This window comes from Pseudomonas sp. No.21 (assembly GCF_054558415.1).
The window spans coordinates 424,589-448,410 of sequence record NZ_BAAJNO010000006.1 but is presented as its reverse complement, the minus strand read 5'-3'; the positions used below and the strand labels follow the sequence as shown (position 1 = coordinate 448,410).

The window sequence follows — 23,822 nt, the reverse complement described above, 5'->3', positions numbered from 1 at the left end:
ATGTCGTGGATTCGTCAAACCGCCGTGATGGCGATGTCGTGGAAATCCTGCCGCTCGCTCCTGATCTGACAACGGACGGGAAGGAATTGCTGGATCACCTCGATGTTGCTCATAAGGTGCTCGCTGAGCACCGGGGCGCTGAAGCTCCCGCCGCCGGCCAGCGCCATGGGCAGCAGCAACTGGTCCGAGAGGTGTTCACCCACGGCTGCGCCGCTGGCCAGCCAGGTGCGGGCCTCGTCCACCGCCAGGTCGGCGACCCGTTCGGCCCCGACGCGGGGCTGGCCGAAGGCGCAGAACACCTCGGTCAGCGTCTCGCAGGCGAACTCCAGCAGCAGCGCGTTGCCCGGCCCCTGGTCATTGTCGATGAACTGCAGGCACAGCTCGTCGTCACGCCAGCCCAGGCGCTTTGCCACCCGCTGCAGCTCGCGCTCGCCGACATGCCCGGGCACCCCGGCCAGCAGCGCACGGGCCTGGCGCTTCAGTACGGCCCCCGGCGGTTCCAGGTGCAGCGGGCGCAGTTCGCCGGGCGCCATGCGCAACCGCACCACCCCGCCCCCGGCCTGCATGAAGCCATGGCGCAGCAGCTCCAGCTCCACCTCGGCGCCCATGCGGCGCAGCAATGGCAGCCAGGCGCGCTGGAGAAAGTCCATCGGCGGCGCCAGCGGGTTGTGGGTGCCGCCGCTGACTTCCAGCGTGCTCGGTCCGTCGGCGAACAGCAGCGCCGGCAGCAGGGTCTGCAGCACCAGGGTGCAGCTGCCCGCGCTGCCGATGGCGAAGCGGTAGTCACCCGCGCCAAGGGGGCCCGGCGTGAAGCGCAGCGTCTGCGAGCCCAGCTCCGCGCCCTCCACCTCGGCGCCGCTGATCTCGGCCGCCGCCAGCACGGCCGTCAGGTGCTGGCGCAACAGGCCCGGTCGGCTGCGCTTCGCGCGGATATTGCGGATGCGGAAGGCGCGCCCGCTGATCATCGACAGGCTCAGCGCGCTGCGCAGGATCTGGCCACCGCCGATGGCGCCGTCGAGTTCGAGAAGATCCGTGTTCATGGTTCGGTGTTCCAATCAGTTGCTTCCGCCTGGGGCGGTTGGCCAGGTCATGGCCATTTCAGTCGGTTGTACGGGTTCCGGGTGCTCGCCGGAGAAGTCAGCCAGTTGCGTCCATTCGAGGCTTTCTATGGGGCGTGGACATACCAGTACCTGACCTTGTCGCCCCATCACCAGGCGGCCGCTGCTGTCGAAGTCGACGAAGTCGGCATCCCCGAGCGCGGTGGGATCGCCGTTTCTCCACAAGGTGAAGTGATTCCGCCACTGATACCGAGGCGCCCGGTGTTTCTGCCAGACCAGCATGAGTTCGTCCTGCTGCTTGATCAGGCGCGTTTGGGCCTGCCAATTGTGGTTGGCTTCCGCTCCGTCTGGTCGATCTGGAGCCTGCCAGCCTCTGCGCAGACAGGCCTGTGCCCAACTGGAAAAGCGTCCGCTCGATTCCACCAGCAACGGCAGTTCGGAGCCTGCTCGACGCTCACGAGGCTGGGCAATGTTCAGCGTTACCTGGCGAACATCTTTGAAAACGCCACCGCCCTCGTATCCGGAGTGAGTCCACAGCGCCAGTGCGGTGAAGTGGGGTGGTCGGCCGATAGCTGTCCAGACAGGGCCGTAATCCTCGGGCCAGTAGCGTCGTCCCTCGCGCCGAGCGAGGTAAAGGAACAGCTCGCCATCTTCCGACAGGTCGCATTGCTCCGTGGCGATGGCGCCGCGGAACCACTGGCCAGCCTCGAAGCTGTCGTCCCTCAGATCCCAGCGGATCATCCGCACCCAATCGCTGGGGCCACGGCGCAGCAGCACCGCTACCGGCGCGCGGCGGGCGAACCAGGCCTGCAGGCTGCACCTGGCGGGGGTTCTTGCCGGGCCCTTGGTCTTGTTGGTCATGTGTCCTGGTCGTCCTTGTTCATGGTTCGCTACAGCGCCCTCATCAGCGCCGACAGTTCTTCCTCCGGCATCAACTGCTTGCCGCGCAGGCTCTCCAGTCGGGCCTTGAGGAGGGTCGTGCTGGTCCAGTTGACGCGCCTTCTCTGCCCGTGGCGCCAGGCGCGCAGCGCCTGCAACCAGGGTTCGCGCGATGCGTGCGGCGTCTCGCAGAGCCCGTCCAGCAGTGCCTCCAGCTGGGTGTGGGCAGGGAGCATCCGGCTGAGGCGAAGACTGCCCGCCATGTCGGTTGCGGCAAGGCGTGTCATCGCGGCCCGGAGTGCCGGTTCGAACGCCGGGTGGCACAGGCGCTCCAGGGCCTGCAGCGCTTCGACGACCACACCCGGCGCGCTGTCATCCAGCAAGGCGAGGCAGGCATCGCCGGCCTGCTCCGGAACCCGTTCCACCAGCACCTGCAAGCCTCTGCGGCGGACCGACGGCAAGGGCGAGGCGAGCGCCTGGCGGGCCAGGGGCACGGCCTCATCCATACGCAGCTCGGCGGCCTGGCCGAGCACGCCGTGCCAGCGCGCCCTGTCCTCCGGGACCAGCACCAGCGCCCGGCGTACCACGGCCGCCGCATCGACGCCGTGGCGCGGCGCGGCCCAGCGGGCCAGGTCGCGCACCGATGGCGAGACGTCCAGCAGGGCCGCCTCCAGCCAGCCGTGCAGTTCCGGTGCATTGGGCTCGGCCTTGATCAGCGCGTACAGCGCCCTGGCGCGCAGGCGGCCGTTGCGGTCCGAGAGGGCCAGCCGCCAGAGCGGTGCGGCGGATTCCGCCGGCAGGCGGCCTAGCCTGTCCATGACCCGGGCACGCAATGCCGGATCGGAGTGCACCAGGGCCTTGTCGATCAGCTCGGCATCCGGCTGTTCTTCGTTTGCCAGGGCGTCGAAGACGAAGCGGGCTTCCTGGCCGCGCAGGCCTGGCAATGCCGCCCGCACGTTGCCTCGCAGGGCGGGCTCGCGCAGGCGCGCGCGGATGCGCTCGAGGGCCACGCTGTGGTCGGCGCGCTGCTTGCGCTGCAGGTCCAGCAGCAGGTCGAGGTTGTCCAGCAGGCTTTCGGCCGTGGCGTTGGGTTGCCGGCGCTCCAGTTCGGCCCGGGCCAGTTCGCGCAGGGTCGCCACCGGGTCGTTCAGGCAGACGAGGCAGTAGGCGAGGGCGGATTCATCCTCGCGCTCCAGCTGGCGACGCAGCACGCCCTCGCGGATGAAGCCGTTGCGTTGCAGCGGCAATTCGCGGGCCGTGATGACGGTCCCATTGGCCAGTACGGTTTCGGCCTCGTCCAGCCGGTAGCGCAGCCAGTCGGTGTATTCGCCGGCTGCCTGCTTCACGCGGAGTTGGTCCCGCCAATGGGCGAGCCACTGTGTGGTGTTCATTGGGTTCTCCTTGGAGGGGGATCAGGCCCCATCCGCTTCCCGCCGGCTTACTGCGTCGGTGCGGGCGTGGTCGATAGCTGTGCCAGCGGCACGGTCTCCGGGCGCAGGGTCGCTGCGCACGTGTGTAGGCGAGTGGTTTCCGCCTGGGCTTCGGCGTCGCTTTCCGCCACCTGTGCCAGGGCGTAGCGGGCCGCTGCCGGCGCGCCGGTATCGATGACTGCGTAGGCTGCCAGGCAGCCATCCTGCTGGTCCCGGGCGGCCTGGGCGGCCATGGCGCTGGAGTGGCGTTCGGCGACCACGGCGCGCAGGGCCGGTGAGGGCGGTGCCATCGCCTCGGTGAAGGCCGTGCGATCCGGGTGCCAGGTCAGGCTGCGCGTCTCCAGGCGGTCCGCTGCGTCGATCGCGGCGGCACCCTCGTGCACCAGCAGCACCGGGCCGTCGCCCGTGGGTGCCAGCACCCAGCTCTGGTTCGGCCCTTGGGCTTCGTCGTGGGACCAGGCCAGGTGCGGGCCCTGGGGCGTGGCGAGGTACAGGGCGTGGTGGCGCTTGGTGTGTTCGAAGCCGCCCATCTGGCTGACCAGCAACGCGGGTGTGCCATCCGCCAGCCGCAGCAGGCGAGCGGCTGCGCTGACCTGCCCCTCTTCCTCGCCGGTTATCCACACCCTGGGCGCTGTGCCAGCCCCCAGGGGCGTGCCGGCGCCGTACAGGGGATCGGGCGCTGCCTGGCTGGCTGGTGCCACTGTCGCTGCCCAGGGCAGCGCCACCGTGGCGCCGAGTGGGCGGCCGTCTTGCAACAGGCGCAGCTCGAACGTGCAGGGCGCGGTGGTGCAGGCGGGCAGTGACAGCTCGTAGGCCGTCGCCGAGTCCAGGGGCAGGGTGTCCAGCACCTGGCGCTCCTGGGCGGCGAGGCCGCTGGTCAGGCCCAGGAGCAGCAGGCCGGTGAAGGGTTTGAAGTCCATTTCAGCGGTTCTCCATTGATGCGATGGCCTCAGGTGGCGTGGGTGTGCACGCAGTGACGCATGAATTCATCCAGCAGGGCGTCGTCCCCCTGGCCGCGCGGCAGTTGCGGGGCGTCGCCGGCGCTGGCCAGCTGGGCCTCGATGAAGGCGTGCAGCACCTCGCGGCGCGGGCCGTGGGTGGCTTCGGTGGCGGCACGCTTGAGCTGCAGCAGCTCGTCGATCTCCGCCAGCAGCGTCGGGTCATCCAGGGTCACCAGCAGGTCCTCGAAGGGCATCGGCGGGCGGCCACGGCCCTGGTCGAGCCAGCGTACCGCCAACAGCGGGCGCAGGACGTAGAGGTACTTCTTGAAACGCACCTCGTCGCCTTGCAGGTAACCACGGAAGTTCTTCTTGGCCATGGACAGGTAGTGATGGCGCACGGCCCGGGGCGACCAGAAGGCTTCGGCCAGTTCGCGCAGGCGGGCGGTGGCGGCGTCGTCCTGGCGGTAGACCAGGGGCGAGTCGAGCCACTCCAGCAGCGTGGGGTTGGAGTTGCGCAGCAGGCGCAGGGCCTTGCGCAGCTCCCAGCCGCTCACATCCAGCTCGTCGTCCAGCGGGCGCTCGATCACGTCGCGCGGCTCGCGTACCTGCAGGTACCAGTCGGGCTGCTCGACGTAGACGAAGCGCACGTCGTAGTCGCTGTCGCTGGAGGCGAAGCCCCAGGCGCGGCTGCCGGATTCGCAGGCGTAGAGCACGGTGACGTTGCGCTCGCGCTCGACCCGTTGCAGTTCCTCCAGCACCCGCTCGCGCATGGCGGCGGGGAGGGGATGGCGGTGGTCGCTGGTCATTGCGTTTGTTCCCTTACTGCTTCAATCGGTGGCGCTGGCGGCCAGCGCGCTGAGTGTTCGTCGTCTCGGGTTGTACAGGGTGAGGCACCAGATGCCCCACCATTCCTTGCCGTCATCGAAGTAGCGGCTCCAGGTGCTGCGCTGGGGCTCGCGGTCGGCGTTGCCGACCCAGTCCAGCACCTGCATCCCCTCATCGGCGTGCAGGCGCAGGACCTTGCGCCATTCGCGGAAGTCCTCCACCTGCAGCGTGGTGCCGTAGGGCGGGCCGACCAGGGCCCGGTACAGCGGCCCGTCGTCCCGGGCCAGGTCCTCGATGCGCGCGGCATCCAGGGCCTGCGGGTGGGCCCGCGCCAGGTCCGGGATCAGCTCCGGCCAGGGTTGGTTGGCGTATTGCGGGTGTTGTTCCACCAGTTTGCGGCGCCATGCCTGGGAGCGTTCGCGGATGCCTTCGAACAGCACCCGCAGCGCATCCTTGTGCTCGGCCTCGCCGGGGCGGGCGGTCACATCCAGGCCCAGCACGACGAAGTCGAAGACGCTGCCGGCTTCGTCGAGGCGGGCCTGGAGTTCCGTCACCCGGCGGCTTTCCAGTTTCTGCAGCATCAGTCGCTCTCCATCAGGGTCGAAAGGCGTTGGCGAGGGCAACGCCGATCGTTCTTCATCCTTTGACACAGACCACCTGGCGCAGGGTGTGCACCACTTCCACCAGCTCGCGCTGGGCATGCATCACGGCGTCGATGTCCTTGTAGGCCATGGGGATCTCGTCGATCACGTCCTCGTCCTTGCGGCATTCCACATGGGCGGTGGCGCGGATCTGGTCGTCCACGGTGAACAGCTTCTTCGCCTTGGTGCGGCTCATGGTGCGGCCGGCGCCGTGGCTGCAGGAGCAGAACGCCTCCTCGTTACCCAGGCCGCGCACGATGAAGCTGCGCGCGCCCATGGAGCCAGGGATGATCCCCAGCTGGCCCTTCTGTGCCGATACCGCACCCTTGCGGGTCACCAGGACCTCCTGGCCGAAGTGCTGCTCCTTCTGCACGTAGTTGTGGTGGCAGTTCACCGCCTCCAGGTTGGCCTCGAAGGGTTTGGTGATCACCTGGCGCGCCGCGGCGATCACGGCGTGCATCATCAATGCGCGGTTCTGCTTGGCGAAGTCCTGGGCCCAGCCCACGGCCTCCACGTAGTCGTCGAAGTGCTGGCTGCCTTCTTCGAAGTAGGCCAGGTCGCGGTCCGGCAGGTTGGCGATGTGCTGGCGCATATCGGCCTGGGCCAGTTCGATGAACAGGCTGCCGATGGCGTTACCCACACCGCGCGATCCGCTGTGGAGCATGAACCAGACGCGCTGGGCCTCGTCCAGGCAGACCTCGATGAAGTGGTTGCCGGTTCCCAGGGTTCCCAGGTGCTTGCGGTTGTTGGTCTTCTCCAGGCGCGGGTACTTGTCGGTGATCACCTTGAAGCGCCCGGCCAGGGCCGACCAGGCGTGGTCCGCCAGCTCCGGCACGTCTTCCCAGGCGCCCTTGTCCCGACCACCGCGAGCGGGGCTACGACCGTGGGGCACGGCCTTCTCGATGGCGCTACGCAGGCCCGCCAGGTTATCCGGCAGGTCGGAGGCGGTCAGCGAGGTGCGCGCGGCGATCATTCCGCAACCGATGTCCACACCCACGGCGGCCGGGATGATGGCGCCGACGGTGGGGATCACGCTGCCGATGGTCGACCCCTTGCCCAGGTGCACGTCCGGCATCACGGCCAGGTGCTTGAAGATGAAGGGCATCTTCGCGGTGTTGATCAGTTGCTTGCGCGCGTCCTCCTCCACCGGTACGCCCTGGGTCCAGAGCTTGATCGGCTTGCCGTTGGTGACTTCCAGCAGGTTGTAGTGCTTTTCCATGGTTCCTTCTTTCCTTTCAAAACGGCGACAAGTCGGGTGAAACGGCATCGCGCTCTATCCGATTGAGCTACGGCCCCGAAGAGCCGGCGGGAGTCGAACCCGCAACCACGACGTCCTGTAGTTCCACCGGCATTCGCCGGGCAAATTCGGTTGGCCGCCTGGGCGGCCGTGGTGCAGCGACAAGGGATGTGGACATGAATTGCTCTACCAACTGAGCTACCCGTTGCCGGGGCGGGGCTCGAACCCGCGACACATGTAATGCCCATTGCATTCGCTGCCGACCCTTGCGGACACCTCAAAAACTACCTGCGTTGCCATCGCGGCGTTAAAAACAGGCTCAAAATGCTCATTTACGCCGCGTAAACTGCGCTTTTTCGCCTGTTTTTGCCTTGCGCTGGCGGCCTCGCCTACGTTTTTGAGGCGCCCGTGTGGGCCGTGGTGAAACAGTGCGACGACAAAAGGTGGTGAAACGTTTTCGTGTTCTACCGTTGAACTACGGCCCCGCAGTATTGGAGCCGACGGGATTCGAACCCGCATCTCGACCGTGGAAGGGTGTAGTTCCACCGGCATTCGTCGCAAAACTCAACGTGGCACGACAAGGGAAGGTGACTGTTCCGCGTTGCCGCGGGCCGGAATCGAACCGGCTCAACCGATGTACAGCCACCTGCATTCGTGCCGCGCGCTACGGTGACAAGGGTGTGCAGGGACATCGGTGATGGAGTCCCGGCTGCATTCGCCGTCTCGCGCTTCAACGCATTGCGGGCCCCGCCCCATTGCGGGGCCCTTGATTACTCCGTATCGCTACAGCTCGGTCGCCTCGATCAGCTCGACCCAGTGCCGCGCGCCGTATTCGCCACTGGCGAACTGGGCGATCACATCGAATACCGCATCGCCGAAACCGCCGACGTTGAGGATGTCCTGCTGCTCCTGCGCCTGGGTGGTGCCGTAGGGCTGGATGTCGATGCAGACCATCTTCGCCTTCGGGTTCAGCCGCTTCAGCTGCTGCCACTGGAGCATGGTTTCGGTGGCGCCGCGCCGTTTGGCGTCGATCCAGGATTCGTTGTCCGAAACCAGGATCAGTGTGTCCACCTTGGCCTTCTCCTTCACCAACTGCGCCAGCGGTGCCGAGCAGTTGGTGCCACCGCCGCCGATCGACGCGAGTTTCTGTGCGTTGCTCATCACGCTGTCACGCGGGTTGAGGCGCACGTCCACCACATGGTTCTCGAACGGCATCACCCGCGCCGCCGGCTGCTTGCGCAGCACCGCCGCAGCCATGAGGGCCGCTACGTCGATGCAGCGCACCGTGCTGGTGGCGCCCGGGCGGTAGCCGGTGGCCGGGCTCTGCATGGAGCCGGACACGTCCGGGCACACCACCACGTTGCCGCTCAGCGCCGGCACGTTGGCCAGCGACTGTTCCAGGGCGTCCTGCAGCGCCTCGCGCACCGGTCCCGGTACGTCGTTGCCGGCCATCGTGTAGGCGGTCAGCGACTGGTACGGGTAGACCCGTGACTTGGCCACTGCTTCCCGGTCCGCCAGCCGCGCGGCAACCGTATAGGCCGCGCCGGGCAACTGGAACACACCGTGGCGCGCCAGGGTGTTGAGGTTCATCCGCAGGGCCTGCCAGCCCATGCGCTGTGCCTGTTCCAGCCATTGCGCGGCGCTCAGCTGACGGTCGCCCAGCAACTGGAAGGGCACGTCCGGCAGCTCGTCGCTGGCGCCGCTGCGGAAGGCCAGCAGGGCGCGGGTCAGCGGCGGCAGCGCGTCGGCATCCGCCGGCTTGCCGAGTACCCAGGCGAAGAAGGCTTCACGCCAGGCCTCGCTCGGTTTCGGGTGGACCATCTTCAGCACGTCCGCCAGGGACGGCTGGTTGCCGATCGCGGCCTGCAGCAGCTGGCGCTCGCTGGCGGTGTTCAGCCACGCCTGCACCAGGCGCTTGGGCTGCGTACCGAGCGATTTGCGACCAGTCACGCCGCTGCGCAGGATCTGCACGACGTTGCGCAGCATCTTGCCGTTGTCCACCACCTGGCCGAAAACCGCCGGCAGCAGGGAGGAACGTTGCGCCGCCAGGGCGGCCACCAGCAGGGCCGGCATGTCCTTCATGTGGCCGGCACGGCGGGCGTACACGGCGGTCTTGGCCACGAAGGCCGCGTCCAGCTGGGCCACCAGTTCCAGCACCTCGGCCAGTTGCTCTGGAGCGTCGGCGTAGAAGGTCTGGTTCAGGCAACCGGTCATCGCCAGCTGGGCCAGCTTGTGCTTCGGTTGCAGGGCGTAGGCACCGGCCTTGCTGCGGTTGTACGTATCCACCTGCGGCAGGCTGGCTGCCTGGGTGTTGAAGAGTGCGGTGTTGGCCATGGTGGCGTCTCGCTCTGTTGTCCTTTCGTTGACAGGGATATAGCGAGCGCCGTGCCAGTTTCCTTCTTTCGATCGAAATTAATTTTTAACTGATTGATTTATAGGTAATTAATTTTTATGTCCGTTGAATCCAGGGATTTTCATGGTGGCAGTCTTCAGGGATATTCATATTCATGGATATACGAATTTATATTTTTGGATAAACTTGCCTTCACTGATGCGCCCTCGACAAGGACATGCCATGCGCTTTTCACTATTTCTCATCTTCAGCCTGCTCGCCGGCCTGGCCCGGGCGGTGCCGCTGCCCGAGGTGCAGGAGGGCGACATCATCTTCCACCAGTCGCGCTCGGCGCAGAGCCTGGCGGTGCAGCAGGCCACCCACTCGCGCTACAGCCACATGGGGCTGGTGCTGGCGCGCAACGGCACGCTGCAGGTGTTCGAGGCGGGGGCGAAGGTGCAGTACGTGCCGCTGCAGCACTGGATCGCCCGGGGCGAGGGCGGCCATTACGTGATCAAGCGCCTGGCCCGTGCCGACGAGCTGCTGACCCGCGATGCGCTGGTGCAGATGCGCGAGCTGGCGGAGGGCATGCGTGGAAGACGCTATGACCTGGCCTTCGAGTGGAACGACGCGCGCCTGTATTGCTCGGAGCTGGTGTGGAAGCTCTACGAGCGCACCCTCGGCCTGCGCCTGGGCGAGCTGCAGCGCATCCGCGATTTCGACCTCAGTTCGCCGGTGGTGAAGGCGAAGATGCGCGAGCGCTACGGCCAGGCCGTCCCGCTGGATGAGACCGTGATCTCGCCGGTGGCGATCTTCGAGTCGCCGCTGCTGGTCACCGTGGCGCAGGAGTGAGCATGGCCCGCAAGACCGTCGCCATCGGCTTCGTCGGCGCGACCCTGGACCGCATGGGCAAGGGCGCCGAGCGCTGGAACAAATGGCGCCCCAGTGTCGGCCTGTGCCAGCAGCCGGACCTGCTGGTGGACCGGCTGGAGCTGATCCACGGCAGCGACGCCCGCGACCTGGGGCTGGCCCAGCGCATCAAGGGCGATGTGGAGCAGGTTTCGCCGCAGACCGAGGTGGTGTTGCACGAGATGCCGCTGCGCAACCCCTGGGACTTCGAGGAGGTGTATGGCGCGCTGCATGACTTCGTCAGCGCCTACCGCTTCGACACCGAGCGCGAGGACTACCTGGTGCACATCACCACGGGCACCCACGTGGCGCAGATCTGCTGGTTCCTGCTGACCGAGGCGCGCTACCTGCCGGCGCGCCTGGTGCAGACCTCGCCGGCCCGGCGTCGCGACGAGGACCGCCACGCCATCGGCACCCACTCGCTGATCGACCTGGACCTGTCGCGCTACGACCGTATCGCCTCGCGTTTCCAGCGCGAGCAACTGGAGAGCCTGGCGTTGCTCAAGTCCGGCATCGCCACGCGCAACATGGCGTTCAACCGCAGCATCGAGCAGATCGAGCGGGTGGCGCTGCGCTCCCGCGCACCGATGCTGCTGGTGGGGCCGACCGGGGCGGGCAAGTCGTTCCTGGCGCGGCGCATCTTCGAGCTGAAGGATGCGCGCCACCAGATCAAGGGCCGCTTCGTCGAGGTGAACTGCGCGACCTTGCGCGGCGACGGCGCGATGTCGGCGCTGTTCGGCCATATCAAGGGCGCCTTCACCGGCGCGCAGAACGCCCGCGACGGCCTGCTGCGGGCGGCGGACGGCGGCATGCTGTTCCTCGACGAGATCGGCGAGCTGGGCCTGGACGAGCAGGCCATGCTGCTCAAGGCGATCGAGGAGAAGCGCTTCTTCCCCATGGGGGCGGACCGCGAAGTGGAAAGCGACTTCCTGCTGATCGCCGGCACCCACCGCGACCTGCGCACGCGGGTGGCCGAGGGGCTGTTCCGCGAAGACCTTTATGCCCGCATCAACCTCTGGACCTTCGAGCTGCCGGGCCTGGCCGGGCGCCGCGAGGACATCGAGCCGAACATCGATTTCGAACTGGAGCGCCACGCCCGCGAGCAGGGGCGCATGGTGCGCTTCAACGCCGAGGCGCGGCGCCGCTACCTGGCCTTTGCCTGCTCGGGGGAGGCGCGCTGGGCGGGCAACTTCCGCGAGCTGTCGGCCTCGATCACGCGCATGGCGACCCTGGCCGACAGCGGCCGCATCGACGAGGCGCTGGTGCAGGAGGAGATCGACCGCCTGCGCTACGCCTGGGGCGCCCAGGGGCAGGCGGATGACGGCCTGGCGAGGCTGCTCGGCGAGCGGGTGGTGGAGCTGGACCGCTTCGACCGCCTGCAGTTGGCGGCGGTGGTCGCGGTGTGCCGCGAGGCGAGCAGCCTGTCCGAGGCGGGGCGGCTGCTCTACGACGTCTCGCGCCGGGCCAAGGCGCAGCCCAATGATGCGGACCGGTTGCGCAAGTACCTGGGGCGGTTCGGGTTGGAGTGGAAGGACCTGGCGGGCGGCTGAGGGGCTGGGTTGCCGTACGGGCTCGACTCCGCTCGGTGGAGGTAAAAGGCGACCTCCACCCTACGCAGCGGTCATGCCCATTCGGTGGGGATGCATGTGCGGGCGCGACTTCAGTTGGGCTCGGCTATCCTTTGCGCCTTTCGCAACCCTGCCGAGCAAGGACCGCCCATGAGCCTTATCCAATCCTCCGAGCCGCTGCGCACCTGTTGCGCGGTGGGAGAACCCTGCGTTTACCCCTCGCGCGCATTGGACCCGTTGCGGGGCATCGGCCCGGTTCTGGTTGCGCGCATGCAGCCGGGAGGGCGGGGCTGATGTTCACCCACGACGAACTGCAACGCCTGCGCCACCACGGGCTGGCGCCCTTCGCCGGGCGCATCATCCACCAGGCGCGGCCGCCGATCACCGATGCCGAGCTGGCCGAGGTGGAGCAGCGCCTGGGTCGCCCGCTGCCGCCGACCCTGGTGCGGCTGTGGCGTGTCGCCTTTGGCGGCCGCCTCGATTACGACTTCCAGGTGGACTATCAGGGGCACCTGCATGCCTTTTCCCTGAGCGAGCTGTTCTTCCCCGGCAGTGACGGCTACCACGACCTGTGGGGCTGGGTCGAGCACGAGGAGGAGGGCGCTCGGGCGTTCGCCGAGGAGGAGGGCCGTGAGTGGGACGGGCGCCTGGCGTTCCTGCCCGTGGGCGGCTTCGAGTACCTGGAGCGCATTTATGTCCGTATCGAGCCGGGTGACAATTTCGGTGCTGTCTATGCCTGGAGCCAGGGGCTGCCGCCGGCCTGGCCCATGCGCCTGCACGAGGATTCCTTCGCCCGGGTGGCGGACGATCTGGAGGGGCTGTTCGCCCAGCTGGTGTATTACAGCGACCCCTTTGCCGAGGGCGCCGAAGGCACCGGCCTGGAGCTGGACGAGGCGCTGGACCCGCTGGCCGACGAGGATGCCGGGCTGGCGCAGCGGCTGCGGGCGGGGATGAGCGCCCGGGTGCAGGACTGGCGTGGTGCGCTGGAAGACGGCCGGCTATTGGCCGAGCCGGCCTTGCAGCGCCTGGCTCTGGAGCATGCGGTCGAGCACGACGACCAGGCGTTGCTGGCGCGCCTGGAAGGCGCGGGTGTCGAGCTTGGGCAGCCTATCCGTGGCGGGGTGAATGCGCCGGTCTACGCCCGCCTGCTCAAGCGCGAGGCCGTGGTGGCCTGGTTCGCCGGGCGCGGCATCGCTGAGCGCTACCTCAATCAGTAGTGGTACCAGCGTAGCTGCAGCATCACCTGGTTGTCGTTGCCGCCGAGCTGGCTGAACGAGCGTTCGGCAGAGAGGCGCAGGCCCAGGTCGGTGCTCAGTTCCCATTGCTGGTTGAGTGACAGGCGCCGGCGCACCTCGCCGTTGTGGAAGTAGTCGCCGGCCGCCTCCAGGCTGAGGGTGCCCAGGCCGTTGCGCCACAGCAGCCCGGTGTCGAAGCCGGCGGCCCCGGCGACGAAGGCGCCGAAGTCCGGGTTGTGTTCCACGCGGGCGGTGGCCAGGGCGTAGTAGAGGGTGTCGTCCCCCCATTGCCAGCTGCCGCCCACGCCACCGTTGAGGTGGCTCACCAGCGTCTCGTCGCCATCCTTGCCAGGCACCCGCTCCAGGCCTCCGGCCACCTGCCAGGACCAGGGCTGCAGCAGCTGGGTGCGCGGGGTCAGCGAGCGGATGGTGGCGAAATCCAGCTGCTGCAGTTGCCAGTGGTTCTGCTCGTACTGGCGCAGCTTGAGCTGGAGGATCTCGATCTGCGCGCCGAGGGGGAAGCCGGCGAGGTTGTCGTTGAGGTCGTGGTAGGCCATGCGCAGGCCGTACTCGGCGAAGGCGCGGTCCTCGCGGCTGCCGAGCCCCAGTTGCCAGGTGCGTGATTCGTGGCCTTCCTCGGGCAGCGGCGGGCGCTCGGCCTGCAGGGCGGGCGGCGGGTTCTGGTTGATCGCCCGCAGCAGCTGGAAGCTGCGCTGCGCCCGTGCGCCGCTGCGCTCCTCGCCGGTGGAGCGGTAGCGCTCCAGGCGGAAGGCGGCGTCCTGGACCTGCGCGCGGCGCGGTGCGGGTAGCGCGCGGAAGGCCGGGTCGTCCAGCAGGCTCTCGTCGTCGGCCAGGCGCAGGACCCAATCCTGCTCGTCGCTGTCCAGCGGCGCCGCGCGGGCCATCAGTTCCTTTTCCCGCGAGGGGCGGTAGTCGATCCGCTCCACCAGCCCGGCATCCTTGATGGCACGCACGGTGTCGGTGGGGATGGCGGTCAGCGGGAACTGCCCGGTGAGCTCGATGCCGGGGCGGGCGATCTCCAGCAGTTCCAGCAGGCGGTAGGAGCAGTTCTCGTCGAAGAAGAAGTAGTCGAAGCGGACCTGGCGCAGCTCCCATACGTGCTCGACCATGCGCCCGGTTTCCTCTGCGCTGAGGTTGAGGCGGTACTCCCAGAGGTCGCGGTTCTCCAGGCGGCTGTATTCCTTGAGCTTGTCGCGGTAGGGCACCAGGGCGAAGAGCCCGGGGTAGCCGCCCATCAGGCCCTTCCAGGCATAGAGGATGCTGTTGTCGGCGCCCTCGATGAAGGCGCCGAAGTTGAGGGCGTAGCTGAGCAGGGCGGTGTTGTTCTCCTGTACGTCGGGCTGGTCGATGCGCAGCAGGGTGTGGCCGAACATGGACGAGGGGCTGTTGAGGTAGGCCGCGGGGAAGATCAGCACCGTGCTGTGGGGGTTGATGTCGCGGTACCAGCTGGCGAATTCGCTGCAGGCAGGGGCCGGCAGGTCGGTGAGCTGCAGCCGTTCGCGCAGCCAGCGGGTGCGCGCCGGGTAGCGGCATTGCGGGTGGCGGTCGCCGAGGCTGGCGTCCTGGTACAGGGCCGCGAGCGTGGCGGTGAGTTCGGCCGCCGGGTCGCTGTCGCCCGTCTCGGCGAGGAAGAAGCGCTCGTCGTCGACGTAGCTGCGCCAGCCGCCGAGCTTGCCGGTTTCGTAGTGGCCGAGGGCGATCCAGTACGGGTCTTCGGCCAGGCGCTGCAGGGTTTGCGGGGGGATGGCGGGGGCCGCCATCAGGTGCGTGCAGGTACAGAGGGCCAGGAGGGAGAAGGTCCGTTTCAACAGCGCTGCTCGCTTTCGCCTTGGAGTGGGATGGGCGAGCTTTGGCGATGCCCGCCACAGGTGTCAAGCAAGGTCAGAAAGGGCGATTGCGCAAGCCCTCGCACGCTTTTGCGAAGCGCCTCGCGCCGCGCTCCGCCAAGGGCGGAACGCCTTGCAACGCGGACGAAGGCGGCGCCAGAATGCGGCCATGTTTCCGCGTCGCCAATAAGGATTTCCGATGCCCGATCCTCTCGTCGCCTCCCTGCGCCTGGCGCCCGATGCGCTGACCCGCCCCTTCGACTCCACGCAGTTCGCCTTTGCCACCACCGACGATCTCGAACCCTTCCGTGGCGTGCTCGGCCAGGAGCGCGCGGTGGAGGCCCTGCAGTTCGGCGTCGCCATGCCGCGCCCGGGCTACAACGTCTACGTGATGGGGGAGCCCGGTACCGGTCGCTTCTCCTTCGTGCAGCGCTACCTCAAGGCCGAGGGCAAGCGCCTGGCCACGCCGATGGACTGGGTCTACGTCAACAACTTCGACGAGCCGCGCGAGCCGCGCGCCCTGCAATTGCCGCCCGGCGAGGCGAGCGCCTTCAGTACCGATATCGGCCAGCTTGTGGATAACCTCCTGGCGACCTTCCCGGCGGTGTTCGAGACGCCGACCTTCCAGCAGAAGAAGAGCGCCATCGACCGTGGCTTCAACCAGCGCTACGACCGCGCCCTGGATGTGATCGAGCGCCTGGCGCTGGAGAAGGACGTCGCGCTCTACCGGGACAGCGCCAACATCGCCTTCACCCCGATGAAGGATGGCAAGGCGCTGGACGAGGCCGACTTCGCCCAGTTGCCCGAAGCCGAGCGCGAGCGTTTCCACGAGGACATCTCCAGCCTGGAGGAGCGCCTCAACGAGGAGCTGGCCAGCCTGCCGCAGTGGAAGCGCGAGTCCAGCAACCTGCTGCGCCAGCTCAACGAGGAGACCATCACCCAGGCCCTGCAGCCGCTGCTGGCGCCGCTTTCCGAGAAGTACGCGGAGAACGCCGGGGTGATCGCCTACCTGCAGGCCATGCAGGTGAACCTGCTGAAGACCGTGGTCGACCAGATGCTCGACGACAAGCCGGACCTGCAGCGCCGCGAGATGCTCGAGGAGCAGTACTGCCCGAGCCTGGTGGTCGGCAACCCGGCCAGCGGTGGGGCGCCGGTGGTCTTCGAGTCGCACCCGACCTACGACAACCTGTTCGGCCGCATCGAGTACGGCACCGACCAGGGCGCGCTCTACACCAGCTACCGCCAGCTGCGCCCGGGGGCGCTGCACCGCGCCAACGGCGGTTTCCTGGTGCTGGAGGCGGAGAAGCTGCTGAGCGAGCCCTTCGTCTGGGACGCGCTCAAGCGCGCACTGCATTCGCGCCAGCTGAAGATGGAGTCGCCCCTGGCCGAGCTGGGGCGCCTGGCCACCGTGACCCTGACGCCGCAGGTGATTCCGTTGCAGCTGAAGGTGGTGATCATCGGTTCGCGCCAGCTGTATTACACGCTGCAGGACCTGGATCCGGACTTCCAGGAGATGTTCCGCGTGCTGGTGGACTTCGACGAGGAGATCCCGCTGTCGGAAGAGACCCTCGAACAGTTCGCCCAGTTGCTCAAGACCCGCACTTCGGAAGAGGGCATGGCGCCGCTCTCCGCTGCTGCCGTGGCGCGCCTGGCCACCTATAGTGCGCGCCTGGCGGAAAACCAGAAGCGCCTCTCGGCGAAGATCGGCGATCTGTTCCAGCTGCTCAGCGAGGCGGATTTCGTGCGCCAGCTGGCCGGCGAGAAGGTGACCGACGCCGAGCACATCGAGCGTGCGCTGAAATCCAAGGCCACGCGCACCGGCCGGGTGTCGGCCCGCATCCTCGACGACATGCTGGCGGGGATCATCCTCATCGACACCGACGGCGCAGCGGTGGGCAAGTGCAACGGCCTTACGGTGCTGGAGGTGGGCGACTCGGCGTTCGGCGTGCCGGCGCGGATTTCCGCCACCGTGTACCCGGGTGGCTCGGGCATCGTCGACATCGAGCGCGAGGTCAACCTCGGCCAGCCGATCCACTCCAAGGGCGTGATGATCCTCACTGGTTACCTGGGCAGCCGCTATGCCCAGGAATTCCCGCTGGAGATCTCGGCGAGCATCGCGCTGGAGCAGTCCTATGGCTACGTCGACGGCGACAGCGCCTCTCTGGGCGAGGTCTGCACCCTGATCTCCGCGCTGTCGCGCACGCCGCTCAAGCAGTGCTTCGCCATCACCGGTTCGATCAACCAGTTCGGCGAGGTGCAGGCGGTCGGTGGGGTCAACGAGAAGATCGAGGGCTTCTTCCGCCTCTGCGAAGCGCGCGGGTTGACCGGTGAGCAGGGGGTGATCATCCCGCAGGCCAACGTCGCCACGCTGATGCTGGACGAACGCGTGCTGCAGGCCGTGCGCAACGGCCAGTTCCATGTCTACGCGGTGCGTCAGGCCGATGAGGCGTTGAGCCTCCTGGTGGGCGAGGATGCCGGCAGCCCGGACGAGAAGGGCCGTTTCCCCAAGGGCAGCGTCAACGCCCGGGTGGTCGAGCGCCTGCGCGAGATCGCCGAGATGGGCATGGAGGAGGAAGAGAAGCCCGACGCCGCCAAGGAGGTGGCCGCCGCCCTGGAGAAGGCGCCGGCACCGGCCAAGCCGCCACGCAAGGGACCGAAGAAGGAGCCGGGCAAGAAGACCCCGCCCGGCGACAAGGTCCAGGGCCCGGCCTGACCAGGCGATGACCGGTCACGGCGCCGCGCGGGCGCTGTGGCTGGTCAGTCATTGAGCGGCGCAGAGCCGCTCAGCGCTGGCGCTGGTCCGACAGACTTTTCACCATGGCATCCACAGGCTTATCCACAGCCGGCGTGGATAAGATTTCCTCGCTTTCCCACGGCTCCTGTCAGGTGTAGGCTGGCCCAAGGTCTTCGCGAGGAACGTCGTCATGTCCCGCAACCTCTGCCTCACCCGTCAATGCCTGGGCATGGTCACCCGCATCGAGTGCGTGATTCTGCCGCTGGCCGGAGGGAATGGACTCTGGACACTTATCTGCGCTGCCGGGATTTCGGGCGCGCAGCCATCGGCGATCAAGGCGCAGGGCCCATTCCACGGGCCTTTCGTCGCGGAGTCGGTGCTCTCGGCGATTGCTTCCTGCCTGGCCGAGCTGGGCTACTGCGCATGCGAGGATCCGTTGATCTGGCGCCTCCATGTACAGGGTGAGCTACGTCGGCTCAACGGTGAGCGCCCTCGCAGCCTGGGCTCGTTCCTGTCCCGGCCGGAGACCTGAGCGGGCATTGGCCGAGCGGCTTTTGCGCAGCCTGCGGCGAGCCCCGGCGAACGCTGGGCAGCGCCATCCTTCCCAAGACAATTCACAGGGTTATCCACAGATCCTGGGGATATTTCGAGGCATTGCGCGCCTGTTTTTCTGTAGGAATGTGCTCGCTATACTCGCCGCCAGTTTTGACTCTGGATGCGAGGTTTCATGGAACGCTTATTGGAAAACTCGATGTATGCGGCGCGCTGGTTGCTGGCGCCCATCTACTTCGGCCTGTCCCTGGCGCTGCTGGCGCTGTCGCTGAAGTTCTTCCAGGAGGTCTATCACGTCCTTCCGCACGTCTTCGAGAAGACCGAGGCGGAGTTGATCCTGGTGCTCCTGTCGCTGATCGACATGTCGCTGGTGGGCGGCCTGCTGGTGATGGTGATGATCTCGGGCTACGAGAACTTCGTCTCCCAGCTGGACATAGACGAGGGCAAGGAGAAGCTCAGCTGGCTGGGCAAGATGGACTCCGGCTCGCTGAAGATGAAGGTGGCCGCGTCCATCGTGGCGATCTCCTCGATCCACCTGCTGCGGGTGTTCATGGATGCGCAGAACATCGATAACACCAAGATCATGTGGTACGTGGTCCTGCACATGACCTTCGTGATTTCGGCGTTCGCCATGGGTTACCTGGACAAGATGACCAAGCACGATCACTGATCGCCTCGCCGTTGCACCTGACCGCCCGTCAGCGTCCCGCTCGCGGGCGGTCGTGTTTCTGCCCGGCGGTTTTGATCCTGTACGGAAACTGTATTTAACTTTTCCCTGTACAGACCCCGCCGAGGTGAAGCCATGAACCTGCAGACACTTTCCAGCGAAGCCCGCGCCGGGCATGTGGATGGGCTCGACCTGATCTCCATGGAGGGGGGCATCTACCTGTTGCAGGCCCATATCGAGGGGCGTTGCCACACCCTGGACGATGGCCGTGGCCATGCGATGCAGCTGCGCTCGGTGGAGCACGCACGGGGGCTGCTGCATGAGTTGCCGCGCATGCCGTTCTACCTGGTGCACGCCTCGGTGCATGACGAGATGTGCGGCATCGCACCGGATGATCGCGGTGCGCTGCGGGTGCCGTTGTCGATGGGCGCCCGGCACTGACGGCGGGGGGATAGGGCCGGGAAGGGGGCTGTGCTAGTCTGGCCGGCCTTTTTTTCCGGAGCGGAGCCCCGGCCATGTCCGAACTCGAATTTTCCACCGATGAAACCCGTGTCAGCTACGGTATCGGCCGCCAACTGGGCGACCAGATCCGTGACAATCCCCCGCCCGGCGTGAGCATCGACGCTGTCGTCGCCGGCCTGCGCGATGCCTTCGCCGGCATCGAGAGCCGTGTCGACGGTGCCGCGTTGTCCGCCTCCTTCAAGGTCATCCGCGAGCGCATGCATGCCGAAGCCCAGGCCAAGGCCGATGCTGCCGCCGGCGAAGGTCGTGCCTACCTGGTGGAGAACGCCAAGCGCGAGGGCGTCACCCAGCTGCCGTCCGGCCTGCAGTACGAAGTGCTGGTCGCGGGGGAGGGTGCCAAGCCTTCCGCCGAAGACACCGTGCGCACCCATTACCACGGCACCCTGATCGACGGCACCGTGTTCGACAGCTCCTACAACCGTGGCGAGCCGGCCGAATTCCCGGTGGGCGGCGTGATCGCCGGCTGGGTCGAGGCCCTGCAGCTGATGAACGCCGGCAGCAAGTGGCGCCTGCACGTGCCCAGCGAGCTGGCCTATGGCGCCCAGGGCGTCGGCAGCATCCCGCCGCACAGCGTGCTGGTGTTCGACGTGGAGCTGCTGGAAATCCTCTGAGCCTTTCGGAGTGATCGCCGGGCGCGTCATCCCTGACGGCCCGGAAACCGGCGGAGGCGCCTCTGCCTCCGCTCGCACGGCTGGCGCCCCGGGGCGCTGGCCATGCGGACGACGCGTCCTGCGTCATCCGAACCCTTCAGTGCAGCTGGATCTCGTTGTGCGGACGCAGGGCCCGTGCATAGCAGAAGAGGAACAAGCTGCGCACCAGTTCCTTGAGTATCACCGGCTCGCTGGATGTCAGGCCGGCAAGGTCGAGGTCCCCCTGGTCACGCAACTCGTCGAGCGCGTCTTCTTCGAGGATGGCGCACACTTCGCCGGTTTCACGGTGGAGGATGCGCAGGTAGGGGTGCGGGCGATCCAGCCAGGCATCGATCAGGTAGGTCATGGCTCATCTCCTTGAAAAGCAGTGAGATGAGAATAATTCCTATTATCAAAATAACAAGAGGCAATCGCCGCCTTTCGTCGTCTGCTTGATCCAGGTCACGCCGTTGCGTGTCTGGAACCGGGGCAGGAGGCCGCTCCTGGCCTGCCTCGACGGGCGCGCAACGAAAAAGCCCGTCGCGAGGACGGGCTTCCGGATGCGGCGGGTGGATCAGTGCGTGCGGGCGACGGCGAAGCGGGTGAGCTCGATCAATGCGTCGCGGTATTCGTTGTCCGGCAGTACGTCCAGGCAGGCGATGGCGCGCTCGGCGTAGTCGCGGGCGAGGCGGGCGGTGTAGTCCAGCGCACCGGCGGCCTCCACGGCGGCGCGGACGCTTTCCAGGTCCTGGCTCCCGCCCTGCTGGATGGCCTGGCGGACCAGGGCGGCCTGCTCGGCGGTGCCGTCGCGCATGGTGGCGATGAGCGGGAGGGTGGGCTTGCCTTCGGCCAGGTCATCGCCGACGTTCTTGCCCAAGGTGGTGGCGTCACCGCGGTAGTCGAGCAGGTCGTCCACCAGCTGGAAGGCGATGCCCAGGCAGTCACCGAAGGTGCGCAGGGCCTCGACCTGCTCGGCCGGTGCCTGGGCCAGTTCGGCGGCGCTGTGGGTGGAGGCCTCGAAGAGCATCGCGGTCTTGCCGCGGATGACTTCCATATAGGTCTCTTCGGTGGTGCTGGCGTCGCGGATCTTCGACAGCTGCAGCACCTCACCCTCTGCGATCACGCGGGTAGCCTGGGAAATGATGCGCATCACCGGCATGGAGCCCAGCTCGACCATCATTTCGAAGGAGCGGGCATAGAGGAAGTCGCCGACCAGCACGCTCGGCGCGTTGCCCCACAGCGCGTTGGCGGTGGAGCGGCCGCGGCGCAGGCCGGAAGCGTCGACCACGTCGTCATGCAGCAGGGTGGAGGTGTGCAGGAATTCGATGGTGGCGGCGAGCAGGCGCAGTTGGTCGCCACCGAAACCCAAGGCGTTGCCGCTGAGCAGGACCAGGAGCGGACGCAGGCGCTTGCCGCCGGCGGAGACGATGTAGTCGCCGATCTTTTCCACCAGGGGAACGCGGGAGGTGAGTTGCCGACGGATGATGTCGTCGACGGCGGTAAAATCGTCCGCCACCACGCGGTAGAAGGCCTGGGGTTGCATCAGCGAGGGGTGCTCCTTTGAGGTTGCGCGGCATGCTAGGGGGCAGGGTGGGGGCTGTCAAGGCAAGCGCCGACGGTGCTTGCGCGGCAATCACGGCTTGCGTACAATCGCGGCCCCTGAACTTCCTTGGGCATTTTCCTGCCTTACGCAATTGCACGGGTTCCAGTTCCGGCCCCATGCAGCCATGCCGACCCCTTCTTCTTCCTATAAAGCGTCGGGTGAGCAGGTTTAACGGAGAAAATCCATGTACGCAGTTATCGTTACCGGCGGCAAGCAATACAAAGTCGCTGAAGGTGAATTCCTGAAGATCGAAAAACTCGAGATCGCCACCGGCGAATCCGTGACCTTCGATCGCGTTCTGCTGATCGGCAATGGCGACGACGTGAAAATCGGCGCTCCGGTCGTTGATGGCGCCAAAGTAGTCGCTGAAGTGGTCGCTCAAGGCCGTCACGACAAAGTGCGCATCATCAAGTTCCGCCGTCGTAAGCACCACATGAAGCGCCAGGGCCACCGCCAGTGGTTCACTGAAATCAAGATCACCGGCATCCAGGCCTAATTTCCTTTTTTGGAGGATTTGACTCATGGCACACAAAAAAGCTGGCGGTTCTACCCGCAACGGCCGCGACTCAGAAAGTAAACGCCTTGGCGTGAAACTGTACGGCGGCCAGGCTATCAAGGCCGGCAACATCATCGTGCGTCAGCGCGGTACCAAGTTCCACGCCGGTTACGGCGTTGGCCTGGGCAAGGACCACACCCTGTTCGCGAAAGTGGATGGCGTGGTCAAGTTCGAGGTCAAAGGCGCTTTCGGTCGCAAGTACGTGAGCGTCGTCGCGGCCTGATCGCGATCTCGCTGCAAAAGCCCTGTCTTGCGACGGGGCTTTTTTGTTTCTGATAGATGGAAACTCCGATTTGCGCGGGCTTCCCTGTATCCTTGTGTTCTTTTTTCTTTCAACCCGTCCCGCGTGGCGGGAGGCGTCCTGATGAAATTCGTCGATGAAGTATCGATCTTTGTAAAAGCGGGTGATGGTGGCAACGGCCTGATGAGTTTCCGTCGTGAGAAATTCATCGAGAAGGGTGGCCCCAATGGTGGTGACGGCGGTGATGGCGGCTCCGTGTACATGGAAGCCGACCCGAACCTGAACACCCTGGTCGACTATCGCTATACCCGCCGTTTCGATGCTCAGCGTGGCCAGAACGGTGGCAGCAAGGATTGCACCGGGCACAAGGGTGAGGACCTGATTCTCCCCGTGCCGGTGGGAACCACCGTCATCGACGCCGGCACCCAGGAGATCATCGGTGACCTGACCAGGCCGGGTCAGCGCCTGATGGTTGCCCAGGGTGGGTGGCACGGCCTGGGCAACGCCCGTTTCAAATCCAGTACCAACCGCGCGCCGCGCCAGACCACCAATGGCAAGCCGGGCGAGTCCCGCGATCTCAAGCTGGAGCTGAAGGTGCTGGCCGACGTCGGCCTGCTGGGCCTGCCGAATGCCGGCAAGAGCACGTTCATCCGATCGGTCTCCGCCGCCAAGCCGAAAGTCGCCGACTACCCCTTCACCACGCTGGTGCCGAACCTGGGCGTGGTCAGTGTCGGTCGCTACAAGAGCTTCGTCGTGGCCGACATCCCCGGCCTGATCGAGGGGGCTGCGGAAGGTGCCGGCCTGGGTATCCGTTTCCTCAAGCACCTGGCGCGGACCCGCCTGCTGCTGCACATCGTCGACATGGCGCCGCTGGACGAGAGTGATCCGGCCGAGGCGGCCGCCACCATCATCGAGGAGCTGGGGCGCTTCAGTCCGGCGCTCACCGAGCGTGATCGCTGGCTGGTGCTGAACAAGGCCGACCAGTTGCTCGACGAGGATCGCGAGGCGCGCATGAAGGCGGTGATCGAGCGCCTGGGTTGGGAAGGGCCTGTCTACGTGATCTCCGCGCTGGAGCGCGAGGGCACCGAGGCGCTGTCCCAGGACATCATGCGCTACCTCGACGAGCGCGCCCTGCGCATCAGCGAGGAGCCGGCCTATGCCGAGGAGCTCGCGGAGCTCGACCAGCGTATCGAGGACGAGGCGCGTGCCCGTCTGCAGGCGCTGGACGATCAGCGGGCCCTGCGCCGTGCCGGGCTGAAGAGCGCCGGTGCGCAGGATGACGACGATGACTTCGAGGATGACGAAGACGACGGCGACGGCCCGGAAATCTTCTACGTTCCCTGACAAGTGCGCCGCTCGGCGCAGATGATCGCCATAGGCTGTGCGCCATGGGCCGCACGGCTTTCTAGCTAAGGT

At 66.8% G+C, this 23,822-nt stretch carries 22 protein-coding genes; 11 read left to right on the top strand and 11 right to left on the bottom strand.

The genetic code is table 11. The features are described from left to right. Window positions 1-14: 14 nt before the first annotated feature. The 8 genes from rtcA to ACYJSS_RS15170 form a co-directional block, all read right to left on the bottom strand. Window positions 15-1,040, bottom strand: coding sequence for an RNA 3'-terminal phosphate cyclase (gene rtcA / locus ACYJSS_RS15205; RefSeq protein WP_236204774.1), 1,026 nt, complete (start codon window positions 1,038-1,040; stop codon window positions 15-17). Between the two features lie 15 nt (window positions 1,041-1,055). Continuing rightward, on the bottom strand, window positions 1,056-1,919 hold the full coding sequence (locus ACYJSS_RS15200) for a hypothetical protein (RefSeq protein ID WP_236204773.1): 864 nt from the start codon (window positions 1,917-1,919) through the stop codon (window positions 1,056-1,058). Between the two features lie 29 nt (window positions 1,920-1,948). Further along, entirely contained in the window at window positions 1,949-3,328 is a 1,380-nt protein-coding gene (locus tag ACYJSS_RS15195; protein ID WP_236204772.1) for a hypothetical protein, read from the bottom strand. A 47-nt stretch (window positions 3,329-3,375) separates the two neighbouring features. Beyond that, on the bottom strand, window positions 3,376-4,287 hold the full coding sequence (locus tag ACYJSS_RS15190; protein ID WP_236204771.1) for a hypothetical protein: 912 nt from the start codon (window positions 4,285-4,287) through the stop codon (window positions 3,376-3,378). A gap of 29 nt (window positions 4,288-4,316) precedes the next feature. Next, window positions 4,317-5,114, bottom strand: coding sequence for a nucleotidyltransferase domain-containing protein (locus ACYJSS_RS15185; RefSeq protein WP_111259721.1), 798 nt, complete (start codon window positions 5,112-5,114; stop codon window positions 4,317-4,319). Window positions 5,115-5,135: 21 nt separating this feature from the next. After that, a complete protein-coding gene (locus tag ACYJSS_RS15180; protein WP_236204770.1) occupies window positions 5,136-5,714 on the bottom strand; it encodes a hypothetical protein in 579 nt (192 codons plus the stop codon). Window positions 5,715-5,769: 55 nt separating this feature from the next. Then, window positions 5,770-6,993: an RtcB family protein gene (locus tag ACYJSS_RS15175; RefSeq protein WP_236204769.1), complete on the bottom strand. Its 1,224-nt coding sequence runs from the start codon at window positions 6,991-6,993 to the stop codon at window positions 5,770-5,772. Between the two features lie 801 nt (window positions 6,994-7,794). Next, a complete protein-coding gene (locus ACYJSS_RS15170; RefSeq protein WP_236204768.1) occupies window positions 7,795-9,345 on the bottom strand; it encodes a vWA domain-containing protein in 1,551 nt (516 codons plus the stop codon). Window positions 9,346-9,586: 241 nt separating this feature from the next. On the opposite strand from ACYJSS_RS15170, the gene ACYJSS_RS15165 reads away from it, so the two are divergent. The 3 genes from ACYJSS_RS15165 (at window position 9,587) to ACYJSS_RS15155 (ending at window position 13,037) form a co-directional block, all read left to right on the top strand. Further along, window positions 9,587-10,195 carry a YiiX family permuted papain-like enzyme gene (locus tag ACYJSS_RS15165; RefSeq protein ID WP_236204767.1) on the top strand — a complete coding sequence of 203 codons (609 nt, stop codon included), beginning with the start codon at window positions 9,587-9,589 and terminating at the stop codon, window positions 10,193-10,195. Window positions 10,196-10,197: 2 nt separating this feature from the next. Beyond that, window positions 10,198-11,802: an RNA repair transcriptional activator RtcR gene (rtcR, locus tag ACYJSS_RS15160; RefSeq protein WP_111259727.1), complete on the top strand. Its 1,605-nt coding sequence runs from the start codon at window positions 10,198-10,200 to the stop codon at window positions 11,800-11,802. A gap of 311 nt (window positions 11,803-12,113) precedes the next feature. Beyond that, a complete protein-coding gene (locus ACYJSS_RS15155; RefSeq protein ID WP_236204766.1) occupies window positions 12,114-13,037 on the top strand; it encodes an SMI1/KNR4 family protein in 924 nt (307 codons plus the stop codon). On the opposite strand, the gene ACYJSS_RS15150 is transcribed toward ACYJSS_RS15155, so the two are convergent. After that, window positions 13,031-14,836, bottom strand: a complete 1,806-nt coding sequence (locus ACYJSS_RS15150) for an Lnb N-terminal periplasmic domain-containing protein (protein ID WP_236204793.1) — start codon at window positions 14,834-14,836, stop codon at window positions 13,031-13,033. The genes ACYJSS_RS15155 and ACYJSS_RS15150 overlap by 7 nt on opposite strands. A 265-nt stretch (window positions 14,837-15,101) precedes the next feature. Between ACYJSS_RS15150 and ACYJSS_RS15145 the strand changes: the two genes are divergently transcribed. The 5 genes from ACYJSS_RS15145 to ACYJSS_RS15125 all read left to right on the top strand — a co-directional run bounded on the left by ACYJSS_RS15145 (window position 15,102) and on the right by ACYJSS_RS15125 (window position 19,988). Continuing rightward, window positions 15,102-17,615: a Lon protease family protein gene (locus tag ACYJSS_RS15145; protein WP_111259730.1), complete on the top strand. Its 2,514-nt coding sequence runs from the start codon at window positions 15,102-15,104 to the stop codon at window positions 17,613-17,615. A 211-nt stretch (window positions 17,616-17,826) separates the two neighbouring features. Further along, window positions 17,827-18,168, top strand: coding sequence for a PA4575 family protein (locus ACYJSS_RS15140; RefSeq protein WP_111259731.1), 342 nt, complete (start codon window positions 17,827-17,829; stop codon window positions 18,166-18,168). 195 nt (window positions 18,169-18,363) lie between these two features. Further along, window positions 18,364-18,858, top strand: coding sequence for a TIGR00645 family protein (locus ACYJSS_RS15135; protein ID WP_111259732.1), 495 nt, complete (start codon window positions 18,364-18,366; stop codon window positions 18,856-18,858). Window positions 18,859-18,990: 132 nt separating this feature from the next. Beyond that, complete coding sequence (locus tag ACYJSS_RS15130) at window positions 18,991-19,296, top strand: DUF6482 family protein (RefSeq protein WP_111259733.1); 306 nt, start codon at window positions 18,991-18,993, stop codon at window positions 19,294-19,296. A 74-nt stretch (window positions 19,297-19,370) separates the two neighbouring features. Continuing rightward, window positions 19,371-19,988: an FKBP-type peptidyl-prolyl cis-trans isomerase gene (locus tag ACYJSS_RS15125; RefSeq protein WP_111259734.1), complete on the top strand. Its 618-nt coding sequence runs from the start codon at window positions 19,371-19,373 to the stop codon at window positions 19,986-19,988. A gap of 136 nt (window positions 19,989-20,124) precedes the next feature. On the opposite strand, the gene ACYJSS_RS15120 is transcribed toward ACYJSS_RS15125, so the two are convergent. Both ACYJSS_RS15120 and ACYJSS_RS15115 read right to left on the bottom strand, forming a co-directional pair. Further along, window positions 20,125-20,373 carry a PA4570 family protein gene (locus tag ACYJSS_RS15120; protein WP_111259735.1) on the bottom strand — a complete coding sequence of 83 codons (249 nt, stop codon included), beginning with the start codon at window positions 20,371-20,373 and terminating at the stop codon, window positions 20,125-20,127. 207 nt (window positions 20,374-20,580) lie between these two features. Further along, a complete protein-coding gene (locus tag ACYJSS_RS15115; RefSeq protein ID WP_111259736.1) occupies window positions 20,581-21,549 on the bottom strand; it encodes a polyprenyl synthetase family protein in 969 nt (322 codons plus the stop codon). Between the two features lie 244 nt (window positions 21,550-21,793). On the opposite strand from ACYJSS_RS15115, the gene rplU reads away from it, so the two are divergent. The 3 genes from rplU to cgtA all read left to right on the top strand — a co-directional run bounded on the left by rplU (window position 21,794) and on the right by cgtA (window position 23,750). Beyond that, window positions 21,794-22,105, top strand: coding sequence for a 50S ribosomal protein L21 (gene rplU, locus ACYJSS_RS15110; protein ID WP_021219380.1), 312 nt, complete (start codon window positions 21,794-21,796; stop codon window positions 22,103-22,105). A 25-nt stretch (window positions 22,106-22,130) separates the two neighbouring features. After that, window positions 22,131-22,388, top strand: a complete 258-nt coding sequence (gene rpmA, locus ACYJSS_RS15105; RefSeq protein ID WP_111259737.1) for a 50S ribosomal protein L27 — start codon at window positions 22,131-22,133, stop codon at window positions 22,386-22,388. Window positions 22,389-22,529: 141 nt separating this feature from the next. Continuing rightward, complete coding sequence (cgtA, locus tag ACYJSS_RS15100) at window positions 22,530-23,750, top strand: Obg family GTPase CgtA (RefSeq protein ID WP_111259738.1); 1,221 nt, start codon at window positions 22,530-22,532, stop codon at window positions 23,748-23,750. Window positions 23,751-23,822 lie beyond the last annotated feature (72 nt).